General features: G+C 71.9%; 18 protein-coding genes and 1 pseudogene. 6 read left to right on the top strand and 13 right to left on the bottom strand.

The features are described from left to right. Positions 1-16 precede the first annotated feature (16 nt). Positions 17-199: a hypothetical protein gene (locus C8N24_RS27180; RefSeq protein ID WP_121256075.1), complete on the top strand. Its 183-nt coding sequence runs from the start codon at positions 17-19 to the stop codon at positions 197-199. Here the strand turns inward: C8N24_RS27180 and C8N24_RS27175 are convergent. Continuing rightward, positions 179-1,027 carry an AraC family transcriptional regulator gene (locus C8N24_RS27175; protein WP_121256073.1) on the bottom strand — a complete coding sequence of 283 codons (849 nt, stop codon included), beginning with the start codon at positions 1,025-1,027 and terminating at the stop codon, positions 179-181. The genes C8N24_RS27180 and C8N24_RS27175 overlap by 21 nt on opposite strands. Before the next feature lie 6 nt (positions 1,028-1,033). Here C8N24_RS27175 and C8N24_RS35630 point away from each other — a divergent pair. Next, positions 1,034-1,747 (top strand): annotated as a pseudogene (locus C8N24_RS35630) (SDR family NAD(P)-dependent oxidoreductase); the annotation flags it as partial. Between the two features lie 48 nt (positions 1,748-1,795). On the opposite strand, the gene C8N24_RS27165 reads toward C8N24_RS35630, so the two are convergent. The 12 genes from C8N24_RS27165 to C8N24_RS27110 are packed head-to-tail and all read right to left on the bottom strand — an operon-like array spanning position 1,796 to position 12,565. Continuing rightward, positions 1,796-2,494 (bottom strand): alpha/beta fold hydrolase, encoded by a 699-nt coding sequence (locus tag C8N24_RS27165; protein WP_211340162.1) that lies wholly within the window; start codon positions 2,492-2,494, stop codon positions 1,796-1,798. Positions 2,495-2,521: 27 nt separating this feature from the next. Then, positions 2,522-2,881 carry a response regulator gene (locus C8N24_RS27160; protein ID WP_121256065.1) on the bottom strand — a complete coding sequence of 120 codons (360 nt, stop codon included), beginning with the start codon at positions 2,879-2,881 and terminating at the stop codon, positions 2,522-2,524. Continuing rightward, positions 2,863-3,780, bottom strand: coding sequence for a FliM/FliN family flagellar motor switch protein (locus C8N24_RS27155; RefSeq protein ID WP_121256063.1), 918 nt, complete (start codon positions 3,778-3,780; stop codon positions 2,863-2,865). Before C8N24_RS27155 ends, C8N24_RS27160 begins: the two co-directional genes overlap by 19 nt. After that, positions 3,777-4,769: a flagellar motor switch protein FliM gene (locus C8N24_RS27150; RefSeq protein WP_121256061.1), complete on the bottom strand. Its 993-nt coding sequence runs from the start codon at positions 4,767-4,769 to the stop codon at positions 3,777-3,779. The genes C8N24_RS27155 and C8N24_RS27150 overlap by 4 nt, the downstream gene beginning before the upstream one ends. Then, positions 4,766-5,248 carry a chemotaxis protein CheD gene (locus C8N24_RS27145; RefSeq protein ID WP_211340161.1) on the bottom strand — a complete coding sequence of 161 codons (483 nt, stop codon included), beginning with the start codon at positions 5,246-5,248 and terminating at the stop codon, positions 4,766-4,768. The genes C8N24_RS27150 and C8N24_RS27145 overlap by 4 nt, the downstream gene beginning before the upstream one ends. Before the next feature lie 24 nt (positions 5,249-5,272). After that, positions 5,273-5,857 carry a chemotaxis protein CheC gene (locus C8N24_RS27140; RefSeq protein ID WP_121256057.1) on the bottom strand — a complete coding sequence of 195 codons (585 nt, stop codon included), beginning with the start codon at positions 5,855-5,857 and terminating at the stop codon, positions 5,273-5,275. Positions 5,858-5,875: 18 nt separating this feature from the next. Continuing rightward, entirely contained in the window at positions 5,876-7,915 is a 2,040-nt protein-coding gene (locus tag C8N24_RS27135) for a chemotaxis protein CheA (protein ID WP_121256055.1), read from the bottom strand. Further along, positions 7,915-8,892 (bottom strand): CheR family methyltransferase, encoded by a 978-nt coding sequence (locus C8N24_RS27130; protein WP_121256053.1) that lies wholly within the window; start codon positions 8,890-8,892, stop codon positions 7,915-7,917. The genes C8N24_RS27135 and C8N24_RS27130 overlap by 1 nt, the downstream gene beginning before the upstream one ends. Then, a complete protein-coding gene (cheB, locus tag C8N24_RS27125; protein WP_121256051.1) occupies positions 8,889-9,986 on the bottom strand; it encodes a chemotaxis-specific protein-glutamate methyltransferase CheB in 1,098 nt (365 codons plus the stop codon). Before cheB ends, C8N24_RS27130 begins: the two co-directional genes overlap by 4 nt. 11 nt (positions 9,987-9,997) lie before the next feature. Continuing rightward, positions 9,998-10,441 (bottom strand): chemotaxis protein CheW, encoded by a 444-nt coding sequence (locus C8N24_RS27120; RefSeq protein ID WP_121256048.1) that lies wholly within the window; start codon positions 10,439-10,441, stop codon positions 9,998-10,000. A gap of 53 nt (positions 10,442-10,494) precedes the next feature. Then, the gene (locus C8N24_RS27115) at positions 10,495-11,934 is read right to left on the bottom strand and encodes a sensor histidine kinase (protein ID WP_121256046.1); all 1,440 of its coding nucleotides are present in this window, start codon (positions 11,932-11,934) and stop codon (positions 10,495-10,497) included. After that, on the bottom strand, positions 11,876-12,565 hold the full coding sequence (locus tag C8N24_RS27110; protein ID WP_211340160.1) for a response regulator transcription factor: 690 nt from the start codon (positions 12,563-12,565) through the stop codon (positions 11,876-11,878). Before C8N24_RS27110 ends, C8N24_RS27115 begins: the two co-directional genes overlap by 59 nt. A gap of 104 nt (positions 12,566-12,669) precedes the next feature. On the opposite strand from C8N24_RS27110, the gene C8N24_RS27105 reads away from it, so the two are divergent. Genes C8N24_RS27105 through thpR form a run of 4 tightly spaced genes read left to right on the top strand, consistent with a single transcriptional unit; the run spans position 12,670 to position 17,879 of the window. Then, the gene (locus tag C8N24_RS27105) at positions 12,670-15,183 is read left to right on the top strand and encodes an FtsK/SpoIIIE family DNA translocase (RefSeq protein WP_121256042.1); all 2,514 of its coding nucleotides are present in this window, start codon (positions 12,670-12,672) and stop codon (positions 15,181-15,183) included. A gap of 25 nt (positions 15,184-15,208) precedes the next feature. Continuing rightward, the gene (locus C8N24_RS27100) at positions 15,209-16,000 is read left to right on the top strand and encodes a helix-turn-helix domain-containing protein (RefSeq protein ID WP_121256040.1); all 792 of its coding nucleotides are present in this window, start codon (positions 15,209-15,211) and stop codon (positions 15,998-16,000) included. Next, positions 15,997-17,241 (top strand): competence/damage-inducible protein A, encoded by a 1,245-nt coding sequence (locus tag C8N24_RS27095; protein ID WP_121256038.1) that lies wholly within the window; start codon positions 15,997-15,999, stop codon positions 17,239-17,241. The genes C8N24_RS27100 and C8N24_RS27095 overlap by 4 nt, the downstream gene beginning before the upstream one ends. Beyond that, positions 17,238-17,879, top strand: coding sequence for an RNA 2',3'-cyclic phosphodiesterase (gene thpR, locus C8N24_RS27090; RefSeq protein ID WP_121256036.1), 642 nt, complete (start codon positions 17,238-17,240; stop codon positions 17,877-17,879). Before C8N24_RS27095 ends, thpR begins: the two co-directional genes overlap by 4 nt. The last annotated feature ends 5 nt before the right edge of the window (positions 17,880-17,884 follow it).

Genomic DNA, 17,884 nt, shown 5'->3' with positions numbered 1-17,884 from the left:
GCCGATCATCCGGAGGGTGAGGTCCAGGCTCCGCGTCATCGCCACCGGGTTCGCCGCCGCCGTGTTCGCGGTCGGGCTGTCGGTCGGCGCCGCCGTGGCCGAGGACATGACCGCCGGTGACGGCCCGCAGGCCACGCACTGGGCGCCGACCGGCGTCTGCCTGCTCGACGGCCGTGCGCTACGCGGCGACCGCCCGTAGTCGCGCCGCGTCACGGCCCGGCGGCAGCCCGAACTCGCGCCGGTACTCGCGGCTGAACTGCGACGCGCTGTCGTAGCCGACGCGGAACGCGACCGTGGCGACGTCGTCGGCGCCGCTGAGCAGCAGCAGCCGCGCCTGCCGGAGCCGCAGCTGCTTCTGGAACTGGATCGGGCTGAGCGCGGTGACCGCTTGGAAGCCGCGGTGGAAGGCCGAGACGCTCATGCCGCACGTCCGCGCGAGCTCCTCGACGCGGAACGACCGCGCGGGCTCGGACGTGATCGCGCGCACGGCGCGGCCGATGTGGGTGAGGCTCGAGTCCGTCATGCCGATCTGGCGGACGCCGGCGCCCAGCGGACCGTTGATCAGCCGCCAGAGGATCTCGCGCTCGAGCATCGGCGCGAGCACGGCCTGGTCGGCGGGATGGTCGAGCAGCCGGACCATCCGCACGACCGCGTCGAGGAGCTCTGGCGGCGCGTCCGCCACGCCGAGGCCCGCGGGCGGCGGGCCGGCCGCGGCGCCGTCGAGCAGCAGCTGCGCGATCACCGACGGGCGCAGCACCAACCCGAACCCGAGCGCCGGTGCCTCGGTGTAGTGGCCGGTGATCGGTAGGTCGACCGAGGCGACCAGGTACTGCCCGGGCCCGTAGTCGAACGTGCGCTCACCCAGCGCGAGCCGCTTGGAGCCCTGCGCGATCAGCGCGAACACCGTGCCGGTGGTCGACGCGCGTGGCTCGCCGGCCTCGGCCGTGACCGAGAGCAGCACGCCGTCGATCGCGGTCGTCTCGTCGGGCCGCGCGTGCCGCGCGATCAGCGCTCGCAGCTCATCCAAGCAGGAATGTGCATGGATCGGCGAGTTCTGTTCTCCCACTGTGGCGGCCACGCGACAGACACTACACGCATGACCAAGATCGCTCTCGTGACCGGCGCAGGATCAGGCATTGGCCGCGCAACCGCCCAGCAGCTCCACGATCGCGGCGTCGGGGTGATCACGACCCACCACCGCAGCCCCGCCGACTTCGTGTCGCTGCCGCTCGACGTCGCCGACACGACGAGCTTCCCGGCCTTCACCGACCGCGTCCGCGCCGCGCTCGCCGAGCACTGGGGCCGCGACTCGTTCGACTACCTGGTCAACAACGCCGGCATCGGCGGTCCGTCGCCGTTCGCGACCACCACCGACGAGGCCTACGAGCGCTACCACCGCGTGCTCCTCAAGGGCCCGTTCTTCCTCACGCAGGCGCTGCTGCCGCTGCTGAGCGACCGCGGCGCGATCGTCAACACCAGCAGCAGCTCGACACGCCCGGGCGTGACCACCGAGGGCTACGCCGCGTACGCGGCCATGAAGGGCGGCCTGGACATGCTCACGCGGTACCTGGCGAAGGAGCTCGCCCCGCGTGGCATCCGCGTCAACGCGGTGGCCCCGGGCCCCACGCGCACGAACCTGGGTGACGGCGGCATCGACGCCTACCCGGAGTTCATCCCGCCGATCGTGGCCGAGACGACGCTCGGGCGCCTGGGTGAGGGCGACGACATCGGCAAGGCCATCGCCGCCCTCGTCTCCGACGACCTCGCGTGGGTCACGGGCGAGGTGATCGAGGTCTCAGGCGGCTACAAGCTCCAGCAGCGCGCCCAGGGCCGCCGCGCACGCCTCGGGCCGCTCCAGCGACGACGAGTGCCCGCAGCCCTCCAGCGGCTCGTAGCGGGCTCCGGGGATGCCCGCGGCGAGCTCCTCGCCGTGCCCGGGCGCGATCAGCTGGTCGGCCGTCCCGTGGACGACCAGCGCCGGGCAGGTGATCGTCGCCAGCAGCGGGCGTGCGTCGGCGCGGCCGATGATCGCCTCCTGCTGGCGGACGTAGACGTCGTGACCGACGTCGGCGGCCATGGCCCGCGTCGTCGCGAGCAGCCCGGCGTCGTCGGCCCGGTCGGGGGCGACGAGCCGCGGGAACGCGGCGTCGACCAGCGCCTCGAAGCGTCCGGACCGCGCCAGGGCGATCTGCTCGCGGCGCGCCGCGGTCTGCTCCGGCGCGTCCGGGCGCGCGGAGGTGCTCATCAGCGCCAGCGCAACGACGCGCTCGGGCGCCTGGCGCATGACCTCGAGCGCCACGTAGCCGCCCATGCTCAGGCCGACCAGCGCGAATCGCTCCGGCGCGTCGGCCAGGAGACGGGCGGCCATCCCGGCGATGGTCGCGTCACGACGCGTGTCGGCGACCGTGGCGGCGCCGAAGCGCCACACGGCGGGCAGGACCGGCGCGTAGAGGCGGGGGGAGCAGAGCAGGCCAGGGACGAGGATGGTGTGCACCACCCTCGTCTACCCCAACGGGCGTGGCTAGGCCAAGGCCTTGCCGACGGCCTCGAGCACGCGCTCGGGCTTGAACGGCTTGACGACGAAGTCGCGGGCACCGAGCTTGATGGACTCGAGCACCTTGGACTCCTGCCCGAGCGCCGAGCACATGATCACCCGGGCGCTGGGGTCCAGCTCGATGATCTCCTTCAGCGCGGCGAGGCCGTCCTTCTCGGGCATCGTGATGTCGAGCGTCGTGAGCTCGGGCTTGAGCTCTTGGAAGCGCTCGAGCGCCTCCACGCCGTTGCCGGCTTCACCGACGACCTCATGGCCGCCCTTGGTCAGCGCGTCAGAGACCATCTTCCGCATGAAGGCGGCATCGTCGACTACCAGGATTCGGGCCATCCGGCCACCTCCATTCCAGAATCACTGTCGTTGGCATTGTCGAGCACGTGCTCGATGCGCACGGCCCAGTCCGTCCCGTCCACCACTACCAGACGGCCGGTGGCGAAGCGTGTTCCGTTCACGTACAGGTCGATCGCGTCGTCGGCCATCCGGTCCAGCTCGACGACCGCCCCGGCGGGGAGGCCGACGATCTGCGCCGAAGGCATCCGCGCCCGCCCGAGCTCGGCCCAGACCCGGACCGGGATGCCCGACAGGGACGGCTTGGCGACGGTCGACCCGCGCGGGCCGGTCCCGGCCGCGGTCGGTGGGTCCGGCACCGTGCCGGAGATGTCCGCGCCGATGTCGTCGAGCGCGCTGGACATGCGCACGACGAACGCGTTGGGGACGAGCTGGACGAGCCGCGCCGGCTCGCCGCAGATCGACATCGCGATCCGGACGGCGTACGGCGTCTTGGCGTAGGAGGCGGCGATGTCGTCGCCCGCGGTGAACGTCTTGGTGTCCGGCGTGCCGATCTCGACCTCGTTGCCGAGCACGACGGACGTCGCGGCGGCGGCCGAGGCCATCATCTGGTTCATCGCCTCGGACACGGCGGACAGCTCGAGCTCGGACAGCTCCTCGGCGTCCGGGTCCTCGGGCTCATCCATGCCCATCATCGAGGCGGCGAGGTTGCGCGCGCCGTCGAGCGTGATCAGGAAGACGTTGCCGCCCGTGACGCCGTCCACGTACGAGACCGACATCGCCACGCACGGGACGGGCGTGCCCGCGAAGGCGCCCTTGGTCTCCTCGAAGGTGGTGACCTCGCCGACGGACACCTTGTCCGCGGCGAACATCTCGAGCACGCTGAGGCAGGCCTCGCCGGTCGACTCTCCGAGCTTCGTCAGGGCCTCGGTCGAGCTCATCGCGGACCCTTGCCCTTGGCGATGTTGTTGGTGACCTGCACGGCGCGGCGGCTCCCGCTGCGCCCCGGGCGGCCCGTGTGCACGGGCACCTGGTCGGCATACAGCGTGATGCCCGCGGCGGCGGGTGAGTTCAGGCGGAGCAGGTCGCCCTCCTTGAGGGCCAGCACGGACTCGATCGGCATCATCACCGAGGCGACCTCGGCGCGGACCATCATCTCAACCGTGCCGACGGCCTGGCGGACGGACGACGCCTCGTCCTCGCTGCGGGGGCCGTTGGAGTCCTCGCGCGAGCCGAAGCGGTCGGCCACCGGCGCGATCGCCGACCACGGGATCAGCAGCGCCAGCGTCGCGGAGATGCCGCCGAGGCGCGCCTCGAGCATCATCGACAGCGTCGGCTCGGACACCGAGACCATCTGCGCGGTCTCCAGGTGCTGGTCGACGGTCTCCAGCTGCAGCTCCAGCCCGGCGACGTCGGTCCAGATCAGCGTCAGCTGCGCGAGCAGGCGCTCGAAGAAGTGCCGGCCCAGCGCCTGGTCGATGTCCGTCATCCGGCGGTCCTTGACGCCGCCGTCGATCGACCCGCCGAGCAGCAGCTCGATCGCCCCGAGCAGCAGCGAGCTCTCCGTGGAGAGCAGCATCTTGGTGCCGATCGGCTCGACGTTGAAGATCGCGGCCGTCGACGAGGACGGCACCTGCGAGTGGGCGTTCGCCCACGTCAGCTGGGAGGAGGTCAGCAGCTCGAACTCGAGCGGGACGCGCAGCTCGGCCGACAGGCGCGTGGACGCCGTGCGGCAGAACGCCTCGAGCGTGCGGCCCAGGCGGCGCTCCTGCTCGGCGGTGAACTTCGTCGGGCGCGTGAAGTCGACCGCGCGCATGCGGCGACGCCGCTGCGGGGTCGGCTTGTCCTCCGGCAGGCGGCCGTCGCGCGCGGCGTCGACGAGCGCCGCGATCGCGTCTTCGCTGAGGACGGGTCCGCCGGCGCCGGTCATGCGGCCACCACGGAGGCGCCCGCGATCAGCGGCTTCTCGGTGCCGCCGGCTTCTTTGACGGTGACCTTGTTCGACCCGACGTAGACGCGGATCGTGCGCCCACGGGACCCACCGGTCTCCTTGGCGATCACGTTGATGTGCTGCTCGCGCAGCAGCTCACGCACAGCGGCTTCATTGCGCTGCCCAACCTCGAGCGAGGACTTTGACACGGCGAACATGCTGGCACCACCGACAAGCACTGCCTCAAGCATCGGCCGGCGAGCGCCGAGCTTTACCACCCGATCGACCAATTCGGGGACGGCGTAGTCCGCGAACTTCCACGAGCCCAGGGGCGCATTGCCGCCGGAGGACGGCAGCACGACGTGCGCGAGCCCCGCGACGCCGAGTCGCCGGTCCAGCAGCGCGAGACCGATGCAGGAGCCCAGCCCGAGGGACACGAGTACATCACCGGCGACGGCCGAGGTGGCGAGCTCGCCCATCCTGACCATCGTCTCGGCCATCGGCTAGACGCCCAGGCGCTCGAGCATCTGCTCGACGCCGCCCTGGTCGGGGACCAGCAGGAACGACACCGAGCAGTCCTCGCCCTCGACGACGAGGTCCGAGTCCAGCAGCAGCGCGACGTCACCGGCGCCGGCGCGCTCGGCGAGCACGGACTGCACGATCGCGCCCAGCATGTCCGTCGCCGCGGCGGGCGGTGTCGGCTCGAGCTCCATGCCGATCATCTGGCCGAGCGCGTTGATGTACGACGCGCCGACGATGTTGCCGATCTCCATCAGCGCGGAGATGCCGTACTCGCTCCCGGCCTCGACGCCCAGCAGGCCGCACATCAGCTCGGCGTCCTTGGGCGTGAAGAGCAGCAGCACCGAGCCCGGCATCTCTCCGACGATGCCCAGGACGACGCCCGTGGAGTCGGACTCCGGGTCGCCGATCGAGCCGACGGCCTCGGCCATCGGCAGGACGAAGGCGTTCGGCACCGAGATGTCGACGCTCTTGCCGAGCATGCCCGAGAGCGCGGTCGAGGCCGTGCCCGAGCCGATGTTGGCCAACTCGCGCAGGGCGTCGAGCTGGGTATCCGTGTAGCGGGTCAACGTGCGTCCTTTCTAGGCTCAGGCGGAGACGGGGACGTCGACGACGGCGTCGCAGTCGATGATGAGGGCGATCTGGCCGTCGGACAGCACCGCGGCGCCCGAGAGAGCGGCGCCGTCCGAGACCTCGGGCGGCAGCGGGCGGGTGACCAGCTCGTGCTGGCCGATCATGCGGCTGACGGTCAACGCGAAGCGGTCACCGTTGCCACGGACGACGACGGCGTACTCGGCGTCGGGGTTCGTCGGCCCGCCGTAGTGCTCGGAGGCGTCCACGACCGGCAGCACGCCGTCGGAGAGCACCAGCATCTTGCGGCCGGCGACGGAGCGGACGGCGTGGTCGGCGACGCGGACGGTGCGCTCGATGCGGTCCAGCGGGATCGCGAACGGGCGGTTGTCGGCCTCGACGATCAGCGCGGCCATGATCGCCAGCGTCAGCGGCAGGCGGATCTGGGAGCTCGTGCCCTTGCCCGGCTCGGAGGTCATGATGACCTCGCCGCCGAGCCCGCGGATGGCGGCCCGGACGGCGTCCATGCCGACGCCGCGGCCGGAGATGTCGCTGGTGACCTCGGCCGTGGAGAAGCCGGGGGTGAAGAGCAGCTCGACGGCGCGTGCCATGTCGATCGAGTCGACGCTCAGCGGGTCGATCAGGCCCTTCTCGGCGGCCTTCTCGGCCACCTTGCGGGCGTTGATGCCACGTCCGTCGTCGGCGACCGTGATGATCACGTTGCCGCCGGCGTGGCGGGCGGAGATCTCGAGGATGCCCTGGGCGGGCTTGCCGGCCGCGACCCGCTCTTCCGGGCCCTCGAGGCCGTGGTCGAGCGAGTTGCGCACGAGGTGCACGAGCGGGTCGCCGAGCGCGTCGACCACGGTGCGGTCGAGCTCGGTGTCCTTGCCCACGAGCTGCAGGTCGACCTGCTTGCCGAGCTTGGTCGAGAGGTCGCGCACGAGCCGCGGGAAGCGCAGGAAGACGGCTTCCACCGGGATCATCCGGACCTGCATGACCATCGACTGCAGGGCGTGCGACGTGCGCGTCAGGTTCTGCATGGCCTGCGAGAGACCCGGCACGTCGGCCTGCTGGATGAGCGCCTCGACCTGCGTGCGGTGCAGGACGAGCTCACCCATGAAGTGCATGAGCTGGTCCAGGCGCTCCGCGTCCACGCGGACCGTGGAGGAGCCGCCGTGGGCCTTCTTCTCCTGCGGCTTGTCGGCCTTCGCCGGCGCCGCGGGGGCGGCCGGAGCGGCCTCGGGCGCGGCGGGCGCCTCGCCGGCGGGCACGTCGGGCGCCAGCGCCTCGACCGGCGGCGCCGGGGGCGCCGTGACCGGCTCGGCGACCTCGTCCGGCGCGTCCAGGGCGGCGTCGGCGGCGGCCTCGAACACGTGGACCTCGGCCACCTCGGGCACGGAGGCGACCGCGTCCTGGATCTCGGTGTCGGCGCGCTCGGAGACCACCCAGGCGTCCACGTCGCGGCCGTCGAAGGTCTCGACGTCCTCGGGCGACGGGTTGCACTTGAGCGTCTCGCCGTAGCCGGCGATCACCGACAGGACCATGTAGGCCCGCACGGCCGGCATCGACACGTCGTCGTCCAGGCGCGCGGAGATCTGGATCACGCGGCGGCCGTCGGCCAGCTCGCTCAGGTCCGAGGCGGGCGGCGTGACGCCGACCCGCTCGGCCTCCTGCTCGGGCGTGCGCTCGCGCACCAGGCCCTGCAGGCTCTCGATCAGCGCCTGCGGCTCGATGTTCTCCGAACCGGTCTCGTCGATCGACTCGACCGCCGCGGACAGCGCGTCCAGGCACTGGAAGAGGACGTCGATGGCGATCCGTGAGAGGCCGCCCTGGCGCTGACGCAGCAGCTCGAAGACGTCTTCCATCTCGTGCGTGAGCGCCGCCATCTTGCCGAAGCCCATCGTCGCGCTCATCCCCTTCATGGAATGGGCGATGCGGAAGATCTCGTCGACGGTCGCCTGGTCGTCAGGCGTCTCCTCGATCTGGACGACCGCGAGGTTGAGCTCCTGCAGGTGCTCGCGCCCCTCGGCCAGGAACATCGGGAGATACTCGTCCATCAGCTCTTCTGGTAGATGAAGTGGTAGGGGGAAGTGAGGCCGAGGGCCTTTGGGTCGGAGACGCGCTCCGACGTTCCGACGACCAGGTAGCCGCCGGGGGACATCGCCTTCACGAGTCGCTCGTGCAGCGCATCCCGGACCTCTTCGGTGAAGTAGATCACGGTGTTGCGGCAGAAGACCACGTCGTACCGTGCGGACGGGACCGCCATACGCAGAAGGTCCCCACTTTCGAAGCGGACCATGCGCTTGAGCTCGGGCTTGGCCTGCCAGCCACCGTCGGTGCGCGGCGTGAAGTGCTTCTGCAGCATCGCCTTCGGCGAGGTGCGCGCGTCCTCGGGCGTGAAGTAGCCCTCCCGGGCGCGGGCGACCATGCGCTTGTCGAGGTCGGTGCCGACGATCTCCACGGGGATGTTCGGGATCGTCTCACGGCAGACCGCGGCGATGGTGTACGCCTCGGCGCCGTACGACGAGCCGGCGCTCCAGATCTTCAGGCGCTTGCGCTCGGCGAGCTCCGGGAGGATCTTGTTGCGCAGGACCTCGAACTGGTCCTCGTGGCGCCACAGGTGCGAGACGTTGATCGTCACGCGGTCCAGGAAGGCGTCGAGCTCCTCGGAGTCCTTGCGCAGGATCTTGCCGTACTCGGTCAGGTCCGGCGTGCCGCGGCGCTCGGTCCACGTGCGGACGCGGCGCTCCATCTGGTTGCGCTTGTACTGGAGCAGGTCCACGCCGCAGAGGGAGCGGACGAGCTCGCAGAGCGCGGTGAAGTCGTCGCTCTTGAGGCTCGCGGTGCCGACCGACGGGCGCGCGGGGGCGGCCGCCGCGGGGCGCGTGACGGCCGGACGCGGCGCGAGCGGCGTGCGCGCGGGGCGCTCGACGCCCTTGGGCGTGATCGGCGTGCGCGTGGCCAGCGGCGTGCGCGGCGCCGTGGGCGTGCGCGGCGTCAGCGGGGTGCGGGGCGTGCGGGGCGGAGGGGTCATGCGCCGGCCTCCCGGGCAATAGCGGCGGGCAGTTCGTTGAGCGGCAGGATCTCGTCGGCGAGACCGGCCTCGGCCACCGCGCGCGGCATGCCGTAGACGACGCAGGTGGACTCGGCCTCGACCAGGATGCGACCGCCGGCCTTCTTGACCGCCTTCGCGCCTTCCAGGCCGTCCTTGCCCATGCCGGTCAGGACGACCAGCAGCAGGTTGGAGCCGTAGATCTTCGCGACGTCCTCGATCGTGAGGTCCGCACGCGGGCGCAGGCCACCCATCGGGGCGTCGTCGGACAGGCGCACGCGCCCGTCGTTCTCCATGCGCAGGTGCGCGCCGCCGGGGGCCAGCAGGAGGCGCTTGGGGTCGACCGCGTCACCGGCCTTGGCCTCGACCACGCTCAGGCGCGAGGTGCCGTCCAGGCGGGTCGCCAGCGAGGCGGTGAAGCCGGGCGGCATGTGCTGGACGATGACCGAGCCGGAGCCCAGCGGAGACGGCAGCTTCGGGATCAGCTCGCCGAGGGCCTTCGGGCCGCCCGTCGAGGACGCGATCATCACGAACTTCTTGCCGCCGGTGCGAGCCGGGCGTGCCGCCGCCGCGCGGGGCGTGGCGGGCTTGTTGACGAGCGGCGTCACCTTGGCGGGCTTCGTCGGCGGCGTCAGCCGCCGGCGGGCACGGGCCTTGCCGCTGTCGGCCGCGTCGTTGACCTTGCGGGCGAGCTCCTTGGTGAACTCGTCCATCGACTCGCCCATCGCGGGCTTGGCGACGAGGTCGAACGCGCCCTCGGCCAGCGCGTCGACCGCGCGGGCGCCGTGGGCGGGGGAGAACGCGGAGACGACGATGACCGGGACGCTTGTGGCCTTGCCGGCCTTCAGCGCGCGCAGCACGCCCAGGCCGTCGAGGCCGGGCATGTGCAGGTCGAGGGTCATCGCGTCGGGCCGGTGCTCGTTGCAGGCGGCCAGCGCCTCATCGCCGTTGGCCGCACCGGCGACCACGTCGAATCCCTGGCGAGAGAGCGCGTCGGAGAGGATGCGGCGCATCAGGCGCGAGTCGTCGGCGACGACGACTCGCGGACGCGCACTCGTGTTGGGGAGGCTGGCCACCGGACTAGGGACTACGCGGCAGCGAGCTCGTCAACGCCGGAACCGGCGAAGAGGCCCTCCGGGTTGAGCAGGATGACCAGGCGGTCGCCGATCTTGGCGATCGACTCGATCGTCTGCAGGTCGGCGGACGGCACGGCCTCGAGCTGCTCGGCCGTGACGGTGAGGACCTCCTCGACGTCGCCGACGACGACGCCGGCCTGGCCGGTGCCCGTCTCGACGATCACGATCTTGCCGAACTCGGCGTCGCCGGCGTCGATGCCGATGCGCGAGGCCAGGTCGTAGATCGGGATGATCTTGCCGCGCAGGCCGATGACGCCGCGGATCCACGGCACGTCGGAAGCCACCGAGCGGGGCTCAGAAAAGCGGATGATCTCGTGGACTGAGCCGATCGGGAGCGCGTACTCCTCGGACCCGAGGCTGAAGACGACGAGCTGCTGAGATGAGGTGTCAGACATGTCCCTCTGTGCATCGGCCAAACGGGCCGCGGCTTGAGAGGGCTGCCGACCGTTCAGGGGAGGGCTGGGAACCGCACTACGAAGCGGGCGCCGCGCCCGTCGAGCGGGGGTTCCAGCGACACGCTGCCGTCGTGGCTCTCGGCGACCGCCTTGACGATCGCTAGACCGAGCCCGGACGAGCCGCTGCGATCGCCGTGGGCGCGGAAGAACCGCTCGAACACCTTCTCGCGCAGCTCGGGCGCGATGCCCGGTCCGTCGTCCTCGACCGCCAGCACCACGTGGCCGTTCTGGCGCTCCACCGACGCCTCGACCGCGGTGCCCGGATCGGTGTGGCGCAGGGCGTTCTCCATCAGGTTCAGGACGAGGCGGTGCAGCTCGTCCTGCACGCCCTCGACCTCGGCCCCGGGCGCGGCGGTGATCGAGATGTCGTGGTCGCCGGCGACCGGCTCCAGCTCCGACGCGGCGGCGGCCACGACCTCCGACAGATCCACGGGCCGGTGCTGGATCGGCGTGCGCCCGGCGTCCTGGCGCGCGAGCAGCAGCAGGTCGGCCACCAGCCGGCGCATCCGCTTGCTCGAGCGCAACGCCGACGCCGCCGCCTCCTTGTGCTCGCCGGTCAGCGTCTCTTCCAGCAGCTCCAGGTTGGCCAGCACGGACGTCAGCGGCGTGCGCAGCTCGTGCGAGGCGTCGGCGACGAACTCCCGCTGGCGTGCGAGCGAGTGCTCGGTCTCCGCACGGGCCTCGTCGAGCGCGTGCAGCATGCTCTCGAGCGTCGTCGCCAGCTCGGCGACCTCGTCTTCGGCTTCCGGACGGGGGATCGTCAGCGAGGCGTCGCGCGTGCGCTCGACCTCGCGCGCCGCGGCGGTGAGCTCCGCGATCGGCTCCATCGCGCGCCGGGCCGTGGCCAGGCCGGCCAGCAGCGCGAGCCCGGTGCCTCCGAGCACGCCGAGGCCGAGGAAGACCTTCACGCGGTTGGCCGTGGCCTGCACGTCGGACAGGCGGCGCGCGTACTGCACGTAGACGAACAGGTACACCGCCGAGTCACCCGGGAACAGGCGCAGCTCGCGCGTCTCGACGCGCCAGCCGTCGATCTCGCGCCCGCCGACCGCGGGCTCGCCGAAGCTCGGCGCGTTGGAGGACCCGTCGAAGCGCGCCCCGTTCGTGTAGACGACGCGGACCACCGCGTTGCTGCCGGACGTGTAGGCGTCCAGGTCCGTGTTGCTGCGGAACTGCGGGTTGCCGTTGTCGTCCCGGCCGACGGGCGTGTACTCGAGCCGCTGCTGCAGGCGGTCGGCCGCCGAGGACACCTGGCGGTTGAAGTCGGCCTGGATCGCGCGCGTCGTGAGCGTGCCGACGATCACGGCGAAGCCGAGCAGGATGATCAGCGTGAGCGCAGCGGATCCGCCGGCGAGGCGCCAGCGGATCGGTTGACGCTTATACGCGGAGTACGTAGCCCGCGCCGCGGACCGTGTGGAGGAGACGGGGCTCGCCACCGGCTTCGAGCTTCCTTCTGAGGTTGGACACGAACACCTCGATGGTGTTCGTGATCGAGAACGGGTCGTAGCCCCAGACCTCGTCGAGCAGCTTCTGACGGCTGATCACGAGGCGCTCGTTGCGCATCAGGTACTCGAGCAGCTCGAACTCGCGCTGGGTCAGGTCGATCTGCCGGTCGCCGCGCGCGACCTCGTGCGTGTCCGGGTTGAGCGTGAGGTCACCCACGCGCAGCGGGGCCATGCCGCGCGGGGGGCGCCGGCGCAGCAGCGCGCGCAGGCGGGCCAGCAGCTCCTGGCGCTCGAACGGCTTGACCAGGTAGTCGTCGGCGCCGACGTCCAGGCCCTCGACGCGCGACTCCAGGGCGTCACGCGCGGTGAGCATGAGGATCGGCGTCTCGTCCCCGTCCTCGCGCAGCCGCTTGGCGACGTCGATGCCGTCGAGGCGCGGAAGGCCGAGGTCCAGAACGATGATGTCCGGCAGGAAGGCGTGAGCCTCGTCGAGGCCGCGCACGCCGTCGGCGGCGAGCTTGACCTCGTAGCCCTCCAGGCGCAGCGAGCGCTGGAGAACCTGGGCGATCTCCTCGTCGTCTTCGACGACGAGCACGCGCACGGGACGGCTGGCGGCATCCATTCCTAAAGATGGTACGCGGGAGGCGGCGGAAACGCTCCAACCTTTTACCTGCTCATGAGGGTTGGCAGGGGTCGGGGAGGTTGTGTCGAAGGGGCCGGGGCCAGATGCCTGCCGCCAAGAAGAAGCCCAAGAAGAAGCCCGCTGCCCGTGCGCGCCGCTCGGCGCCGGGACTCGGACTGCCCGCGCTGGAGCAGCGCCAGCTCGACCTGATCGGCCTCGGCCTCGTCGGCCTGGGCCTGTTCTTCGGGTTCCTCGTGTACGCCGGCTGGGAGGGCGGACGCGTGGGCTCGCAGGCGGTGGAAGCCCTCAAATGGCTGCTCGGCGCGGGGCACTACCTCGTGCCGATGGCGCTCGTCGCCGCGGGCGCGATCGTGATGCTGCGCCCCGTCCTGCCCGCCGTCCGACCGTTCCGGTCGGGCGCGATCTGCCTGTTCCTGGCCGTCACGCTGGCGCTGTCGGCGGGCACGCTCGGCCTCGGGCCGGAGGGCGCGCGTCCGGACTGGTGGGACGCGGCGTGGGTCAAGACGCGCGGCGGCATGGTGGGGGAGACCCTCGACTGGGGGCTCGAGACCCTGTTCGGCGCGGTCGGCGCGCACATCGTCGCGGTGTTCCTGTTCATCGCGGGCGTGCTGCTGCTGACCGGCGCGTCGGTGGCGAGCGTCGTCAAGTTCACGACCGACTCGGTGTCGTCGACCACGCGTGAGCTGCGCACGGCGGCCAAGAACGCGCCGCGGCCGCGTCCGCGCCCGCGGGTCCGCGACGACCTGGCGACGCTGGAGCGCTCCACGCGTGTGAAGGTGTCCACGAAGGCGCCGGCGACGCCGGAGATCAACGAGCCGCCGGAGTTCTCGTCGCTCTGGGACACGCCGCCCGAGGATGAGCCGGCGCCGGAGCCCGAGCGCCTCCTGATCGAGCCCGACGAGGAACCCGAGCCCGAGCCGGTCATGGAGTTCGAGCCGGAGCCCGAGGACGACGAGCCGGAGCCGGAGATCGAGGAGGTGCCCGAGCTCGAGCGCCTCGCCGAGGACCAGGACGAGCCGGGCGTCACGCGCGGCCCCGCCAAGCCGGTCGACCCGGAGCAGCTCACGCCGCAGGGCCGCTACCGCTCCGAGGTCACCGACTCGCCCGACTTCGTCTGGGAGCTGCCGGACGCGAACGCGCTCGAGCGCTCGTCCGAGGACGCGTCGCGCCCGGACACGGCCGGCCAGGAGAAGGTCGCCGCGCAGCTGATCGAGGCGCTCCAGCACTTCAAGATCGAGGCCAAGGTCATCGGCATGGTGGCCGGCCCGCACATCACCCGCTACGAGCTGCGGCTCGCGCCGGGCATCAAGGTCGGCAAGGTCGCCCAGCTCAAGGACGACCTCGCGTACGCGCTCGCCGCGGCCGACATCCGCATCCTGGCGCCGATCCCGGGCAAGCAGGCGGTCGGCATCGAGGTGCCGAACGCGCGCCGCCGGATCGTGCACCTCGGCGACATCTACGGGCAGCCGCCCGAGGACTGGTCGCCGCTCACGGTGTGGCTCGGCAAGGACGTCGCGGGCCGTGCGATCGGCGCCGACCTGGCCAAGATGCCGCACCTGCTCGTCGCCGGCACCACCGGCGCGGGCAAGTCCGCGTGCGTGAACGCGATGCTCTCGTCGATCCTGCTGCGCGCGACCCCGCACGAGGTGCGGATGGTGCTGGTGGACCCCAAGCAGGTCGAGCTCACGCACTACGACTCGATCCCGCACCTGCTGACGCCGGTGATCACCTCACCGCGCCAGGCCGCGACCGCCCTGCAGAACCTCGTGCGCGAGATGGAGCAGCGCTACGGCGCGATGGCGCTGGCACGGACCCGCACGCTGAAGGACCTCAACAAGGTCCGCGCCACGCGGGACCAGCCGCCGCTGCCGTACATCCTGTGCGTGATCGACGAGCTCGCGGACCTGATGATGGTCGCGCCGGCCGACGTCGAGGACTCGATCATCCGCATCGCCCAGAAGGCGCGCGCGGTCGGCATCCACCTGGTGCTGGCCACGCAGTCGCCGCGCGTGGACGTCATCACCGGCATGATCAAGGCCAACGTGCCGTCGCGGATCGCGTTCGCGGTGTCCTCGCAGACGGACTCCCGCGTGATCCTCGACCAGAACGGCGCCGAGGCGCTGCTCGGCATGGGCGACATGCTCTTCTCGCCGGTCGGCTCCTCGCGGCTGCAGCGGATCCAGGGCGCGTACATCGACGAGCCGCAGATCGAGGCGATCACGGGCGCGTGGCGCGACCAGGGCGAGCCGGAGCTGCGCGAGGACCTGCTCGAGGAGGTCGAGGAGGAGTCCACCGCGGAGGCGGAGGGAGCGCCCGACGAGTTCGATCCGGACGAGGACCCGCTGCTCGAGGACGCGATCCGCCTCGTCGCCGAGATGCAGACCGCTTCGACCTCGATGCTGCAACGTCGCTTGCGGCTCGGCTACACCCGAGCTGGGAGGCTCATCGACATGCTCGAGCGCCGCGGCGTGATCTCCGGATACGAAGGTTCCAAGCCACGTCAGGTGCTCGTGACGGAGGCGGATGTCCCGCGGGTGCTCGAATCGCTGTCGAAATCGCCGGCGAAGGTGCCTGACGACGATGTCTCGCCCGAGTAGGGCGTTTGTAGCCTCGTAGAAGCTGATGCCGGAGATCGGTGAGACGCTTCGCGAGACACGGATGCGCCGCCGCATCGACATGACCGAGGTCGAGGCGGCGACGAAGATCCGTGCCAAGTACCTGCGCGCCCTCGAGAACGAGGAGTGGGACCTGCTGCCCGGGCCCACCTTCGTCAAGACGTTCCTGCGCACGTACGCGGAGTACCTGGAACTTGACCCACGCCTGCTCGTGGAGGAGTACCGGCAGCGCTTCGAGCGGCCGACGACGCAGGATCTCACGCCGTTCCGGCGGGAGCGCGGCGGCCGTCAGCGCCAGCGGCCGCGGCGGTCGATCGGGCCGTTCATCGTCGTCGGGCTCGGGATCGTGATCGTGCTGGGTGCGCTGTACCTCCTGGGCGCGCTGGGGGATGAGAACGATCCCGAGCGCAACCTGACGAGCACGCCGACGCCGACCGCCACGGCGACCGCGACGCCCGCGTCGACGTCGTCGGGCTCGAAGAAGAAGTCGAAGAAGAAGGCGGCGCCGACCCGCGTGTCCGTGAAGATCACCGCGTCGGAGCGCGTCTATGTGTGCCTGGTCGACGCGACGGGGAAAGCGGTGGTCGATGGCGAGTACATCGAGAAGGGCGCGAGCACCAAGACGTTCCGGTCCCGGTACTTCCGGGTCAACCTGGGCAACAGCTCGGTCCGCATGACCTACGGCGGCAAGCGCTACTCCGCGGCCAACATCGGCCAGCCGATCGGCTATGAGCTGCGGCCGGGCAAGAAGCCCAAGCGGCTCAAGGAGTCGGTCCGCACGGGGCTCTGCGCGTCTTGACCGTCCGAGCGGGGATCATCGTCACCGGCACGGAGGTCCTCTCCGGGCTGATCCGGGACGCGAACGGGCCATGGCTGTCCGAGCAGCTGCGCGAGGCGGGCGTCTCGCTGCGCGAGATCGTGGTCGTCGGCGACCGGCCCGAGGACCTTCGCCGCGCGCTGGACTTCTTCTCGGACGTCGACCTCGTGCTGACGAGCGGCGGTCTCGGGCCGACCGCGGATGACCTGACGGCCGAGGTCGTGGCCTCCTGGGCGGGCACGCACATGGAGCTCGACCCGGCGCTCGAGGAGCGCATCTGGGCGATCGTGAACGGCCTGCGCAAGCGGATCGGCGGCGAGGAGGCCCCGATGCGGGCGGGTGCGCGCAAGCAGGCGCACGTGCCGGTCGGCGCCGTCGTGCTCGAGCCGCGCGGCACCGCGCCCGGGTTCCTGATCGGCGCGTCGCCGCTGGTGGCCGTGCTGCCGGGGCCGCCGCGTGAGCTGCAGGCGATGTGGGGCGACGCCGTGGAGACCGAGCCGCTGCGCGCGCTGCTCGCGTCCGCGGGGTCGCTCGAGCAGCGGATCCTGCGCTTCTTCCCGCTGTCGGAGCCGCAGATCGCGGCGACCCTGCGCGAGCTGGACGCGGACGCGCTGCCGTTCGAGATCACGACCTGCCTGCGGCGTGGTGAGCTGGAGGTGGCTTCCGTCTACGACGAGCCGGCCGCTGGGGCGTACGCGGCGTTCGAGGAGGAGCTGCGTGCCCGGCACGGCGAGGTGCTCTTCTCCGACGACGGCGCCACGATCGATGAGGTGATCGCCGGGCTGTTGTCCGGCCTGACGATCGCCACCGCCGAATCCTGCACGGGCGGGCTGATGGCCGGCCGGCTGACCGACCTCGCCGGCTCCTCGGCCTACGTGCTCGGCGGCGTCGTCGTCTACTCCAACGAGGCCAAGACCACCTTCGCCGACGTCCCCGCGGAGCTGATCGCCGCGCACGGCGCCGTCTCGCCCGAGGTGGCCTCAGCGCTGTCGGCGGGCGCGCGGGCCCGGTTCGGCGCCGACCTCGGCATCGGCATCACCGGCATCGCCGGCCCGGGCGGCGGCACGCCCGAGAAGCCGGTCGGCACGGTCTGCCTGAGCGTCGCCGCCCCGTGGGGCGTGGAGGAGCGCACGGTGCGCCTCCCGGGCTCCCGCACCGACGTGCGCGACCGCACGACCACGGTCGCGCTGCACATGCTCCACGCGCTGCTGCAACGGCGATGACCGAAGGCGCGCGCGGGCGGGAGGACCGCGGCGCGCCCGCCACGCCCTCGCCGCCTGCCGCGCCTGCCGCGCCCTCGTCGCCCGCCGCGTCCTCGTCGCCAGGCGACGCGGCGCGGCCCCTGCGGCTCTTCCTCGCGCTCGACCTCCCCGACGACGTGCGCGACGCCCTCGCCGCGGCCGGCCGGGCCGCCGACCCCGACGTGTGGCGTCCCGTCCCGCCCGAGGCGCTGCACATCACCCTCGCCTTCCTGGGGCCGCGCCCGCCTGGCGACGTGGACAGGATCGCGCCGGTCCTGCACGCCGAGTCCGTCGCGCCGCAGCTCGTCCTCGGCGACGTGCTCCTGCTCCCGCCGCGTCGCGCGCGGGTCCTCACCGTCGAGGTCCACGGCCCGCTCGCGGAGCTGCAGGCCCGCGTCTCAGCGGGCCTGGAGGCCGCCGGCGTCTACACGCCCGAGGCGCGCCCCTTCCGCGCGCACGTGACGATCGCGCGGCTCCGGCCCCGCGTCCGCTCGCCGCGTGACGCGCCGCTGGACCTCGAGCCGATCGCCTTCGCCGGACGGGCCGTCACGCTCTATGCGTCCCGCCTCCATCCGCGCGGCGCGCGCTACGAGCCGCTCGTCACCCAGCGGGTACGCTGAGCCCT

It is taken from the genome of Solirubrobacter pauli, assembly GCF_003633755.1.
Lineage (GTDB): Bacteria > Actinomycetota > Thermoleophilia > Solirubrobacterales > Solirubrobacteraceae > Solirubrobacter > Solirubrobacter pauli.
Note: the sequence above shows the minus strand (reverse complement) of the source record. Positions and strands in the feature narration are given on the sequence as shown.

Bases quoted from the DNA above. Each gene is read 5' to 3' on its own strand.
- C8N24_RS27160 (WP_121256065.1), bottom strand. From the start codon at position 2,881: ATGGCCCGAATCCTGGTAGTCGACGATGCCGCCTTCATGCGGAAGATG.
- C8N24_RS27155 (WP_121256063.1), bottom strand. From the start codon at position 3,780: ATGAGCTCGACCGAGGCCCTGACGAAGCTCGGAGAGTCGACCGGCGAG.
- C8N24_RS27150 (WP_121256061.1), bottom strand. From the start codon at position 4,769: ATGACCGGCGCCGGCGGACCCGTCCTCAGCGAAGACGCGATCGCGGCG.
- C8N24_RS27145 (WP_211340161.1), bottom strand. From the start codon at position 5,248: ATGGGCGAGCTCGCCACCTCGGCCGTCGCCGGTGATGTACTCGTGTCC.
- C8N24_RS27135 (WP_121256055.1), bottom strand. From the start codon at position 7,915: ATGGACGAGTATCTCCCGATGTTCCTGGCCGAGGGGCGCGAGCACCTG.
- C8N24_RS27130 (WP_121256053.1), bottom strand. From the start codon at position 8,892: ATGACCCCTCCGCCCCGCACGCCCCGCACCCCGCTGACGCCGCGCACG.
- C8N24_RS27120 (WP_121256048.1), bottom strand. From the start codon at position 10,441: ATGTCTGACACCTCATCTCAGCAGCTCGTCGTCTTCAGCCTCGGGTCC.
- C8N24_RS27110 (WP_211340160.1), bottom strand. From the start codon at position 12,565: ATGGATGCCGCCAGCCGTCCCGTGCGCGTGCTCGTCGTCGAAGACGAC.
- C8N24_RS27105 (WP_121256042.1), top strand. From the start codon at position 12,670: ATGCCTGCCGCCAAGAAGAAGCCCAAGAAGAAGCCCGCTGCCCGTGCG.
- C8N24_RS27100 (WP_121256040.1), top strand. From the start codon at position 15,209: ATGCCGGAGATCGGTGAGACGCTTCGCGAGACACGGATGCGCCGCCGC.
- thpR (WP_121256036.1), top strand. From the start codon at position 17,238: ATGACCGAAGGCGCGCGCGGGCGGGAGGACCGCGGCGCGCCCGCCACG.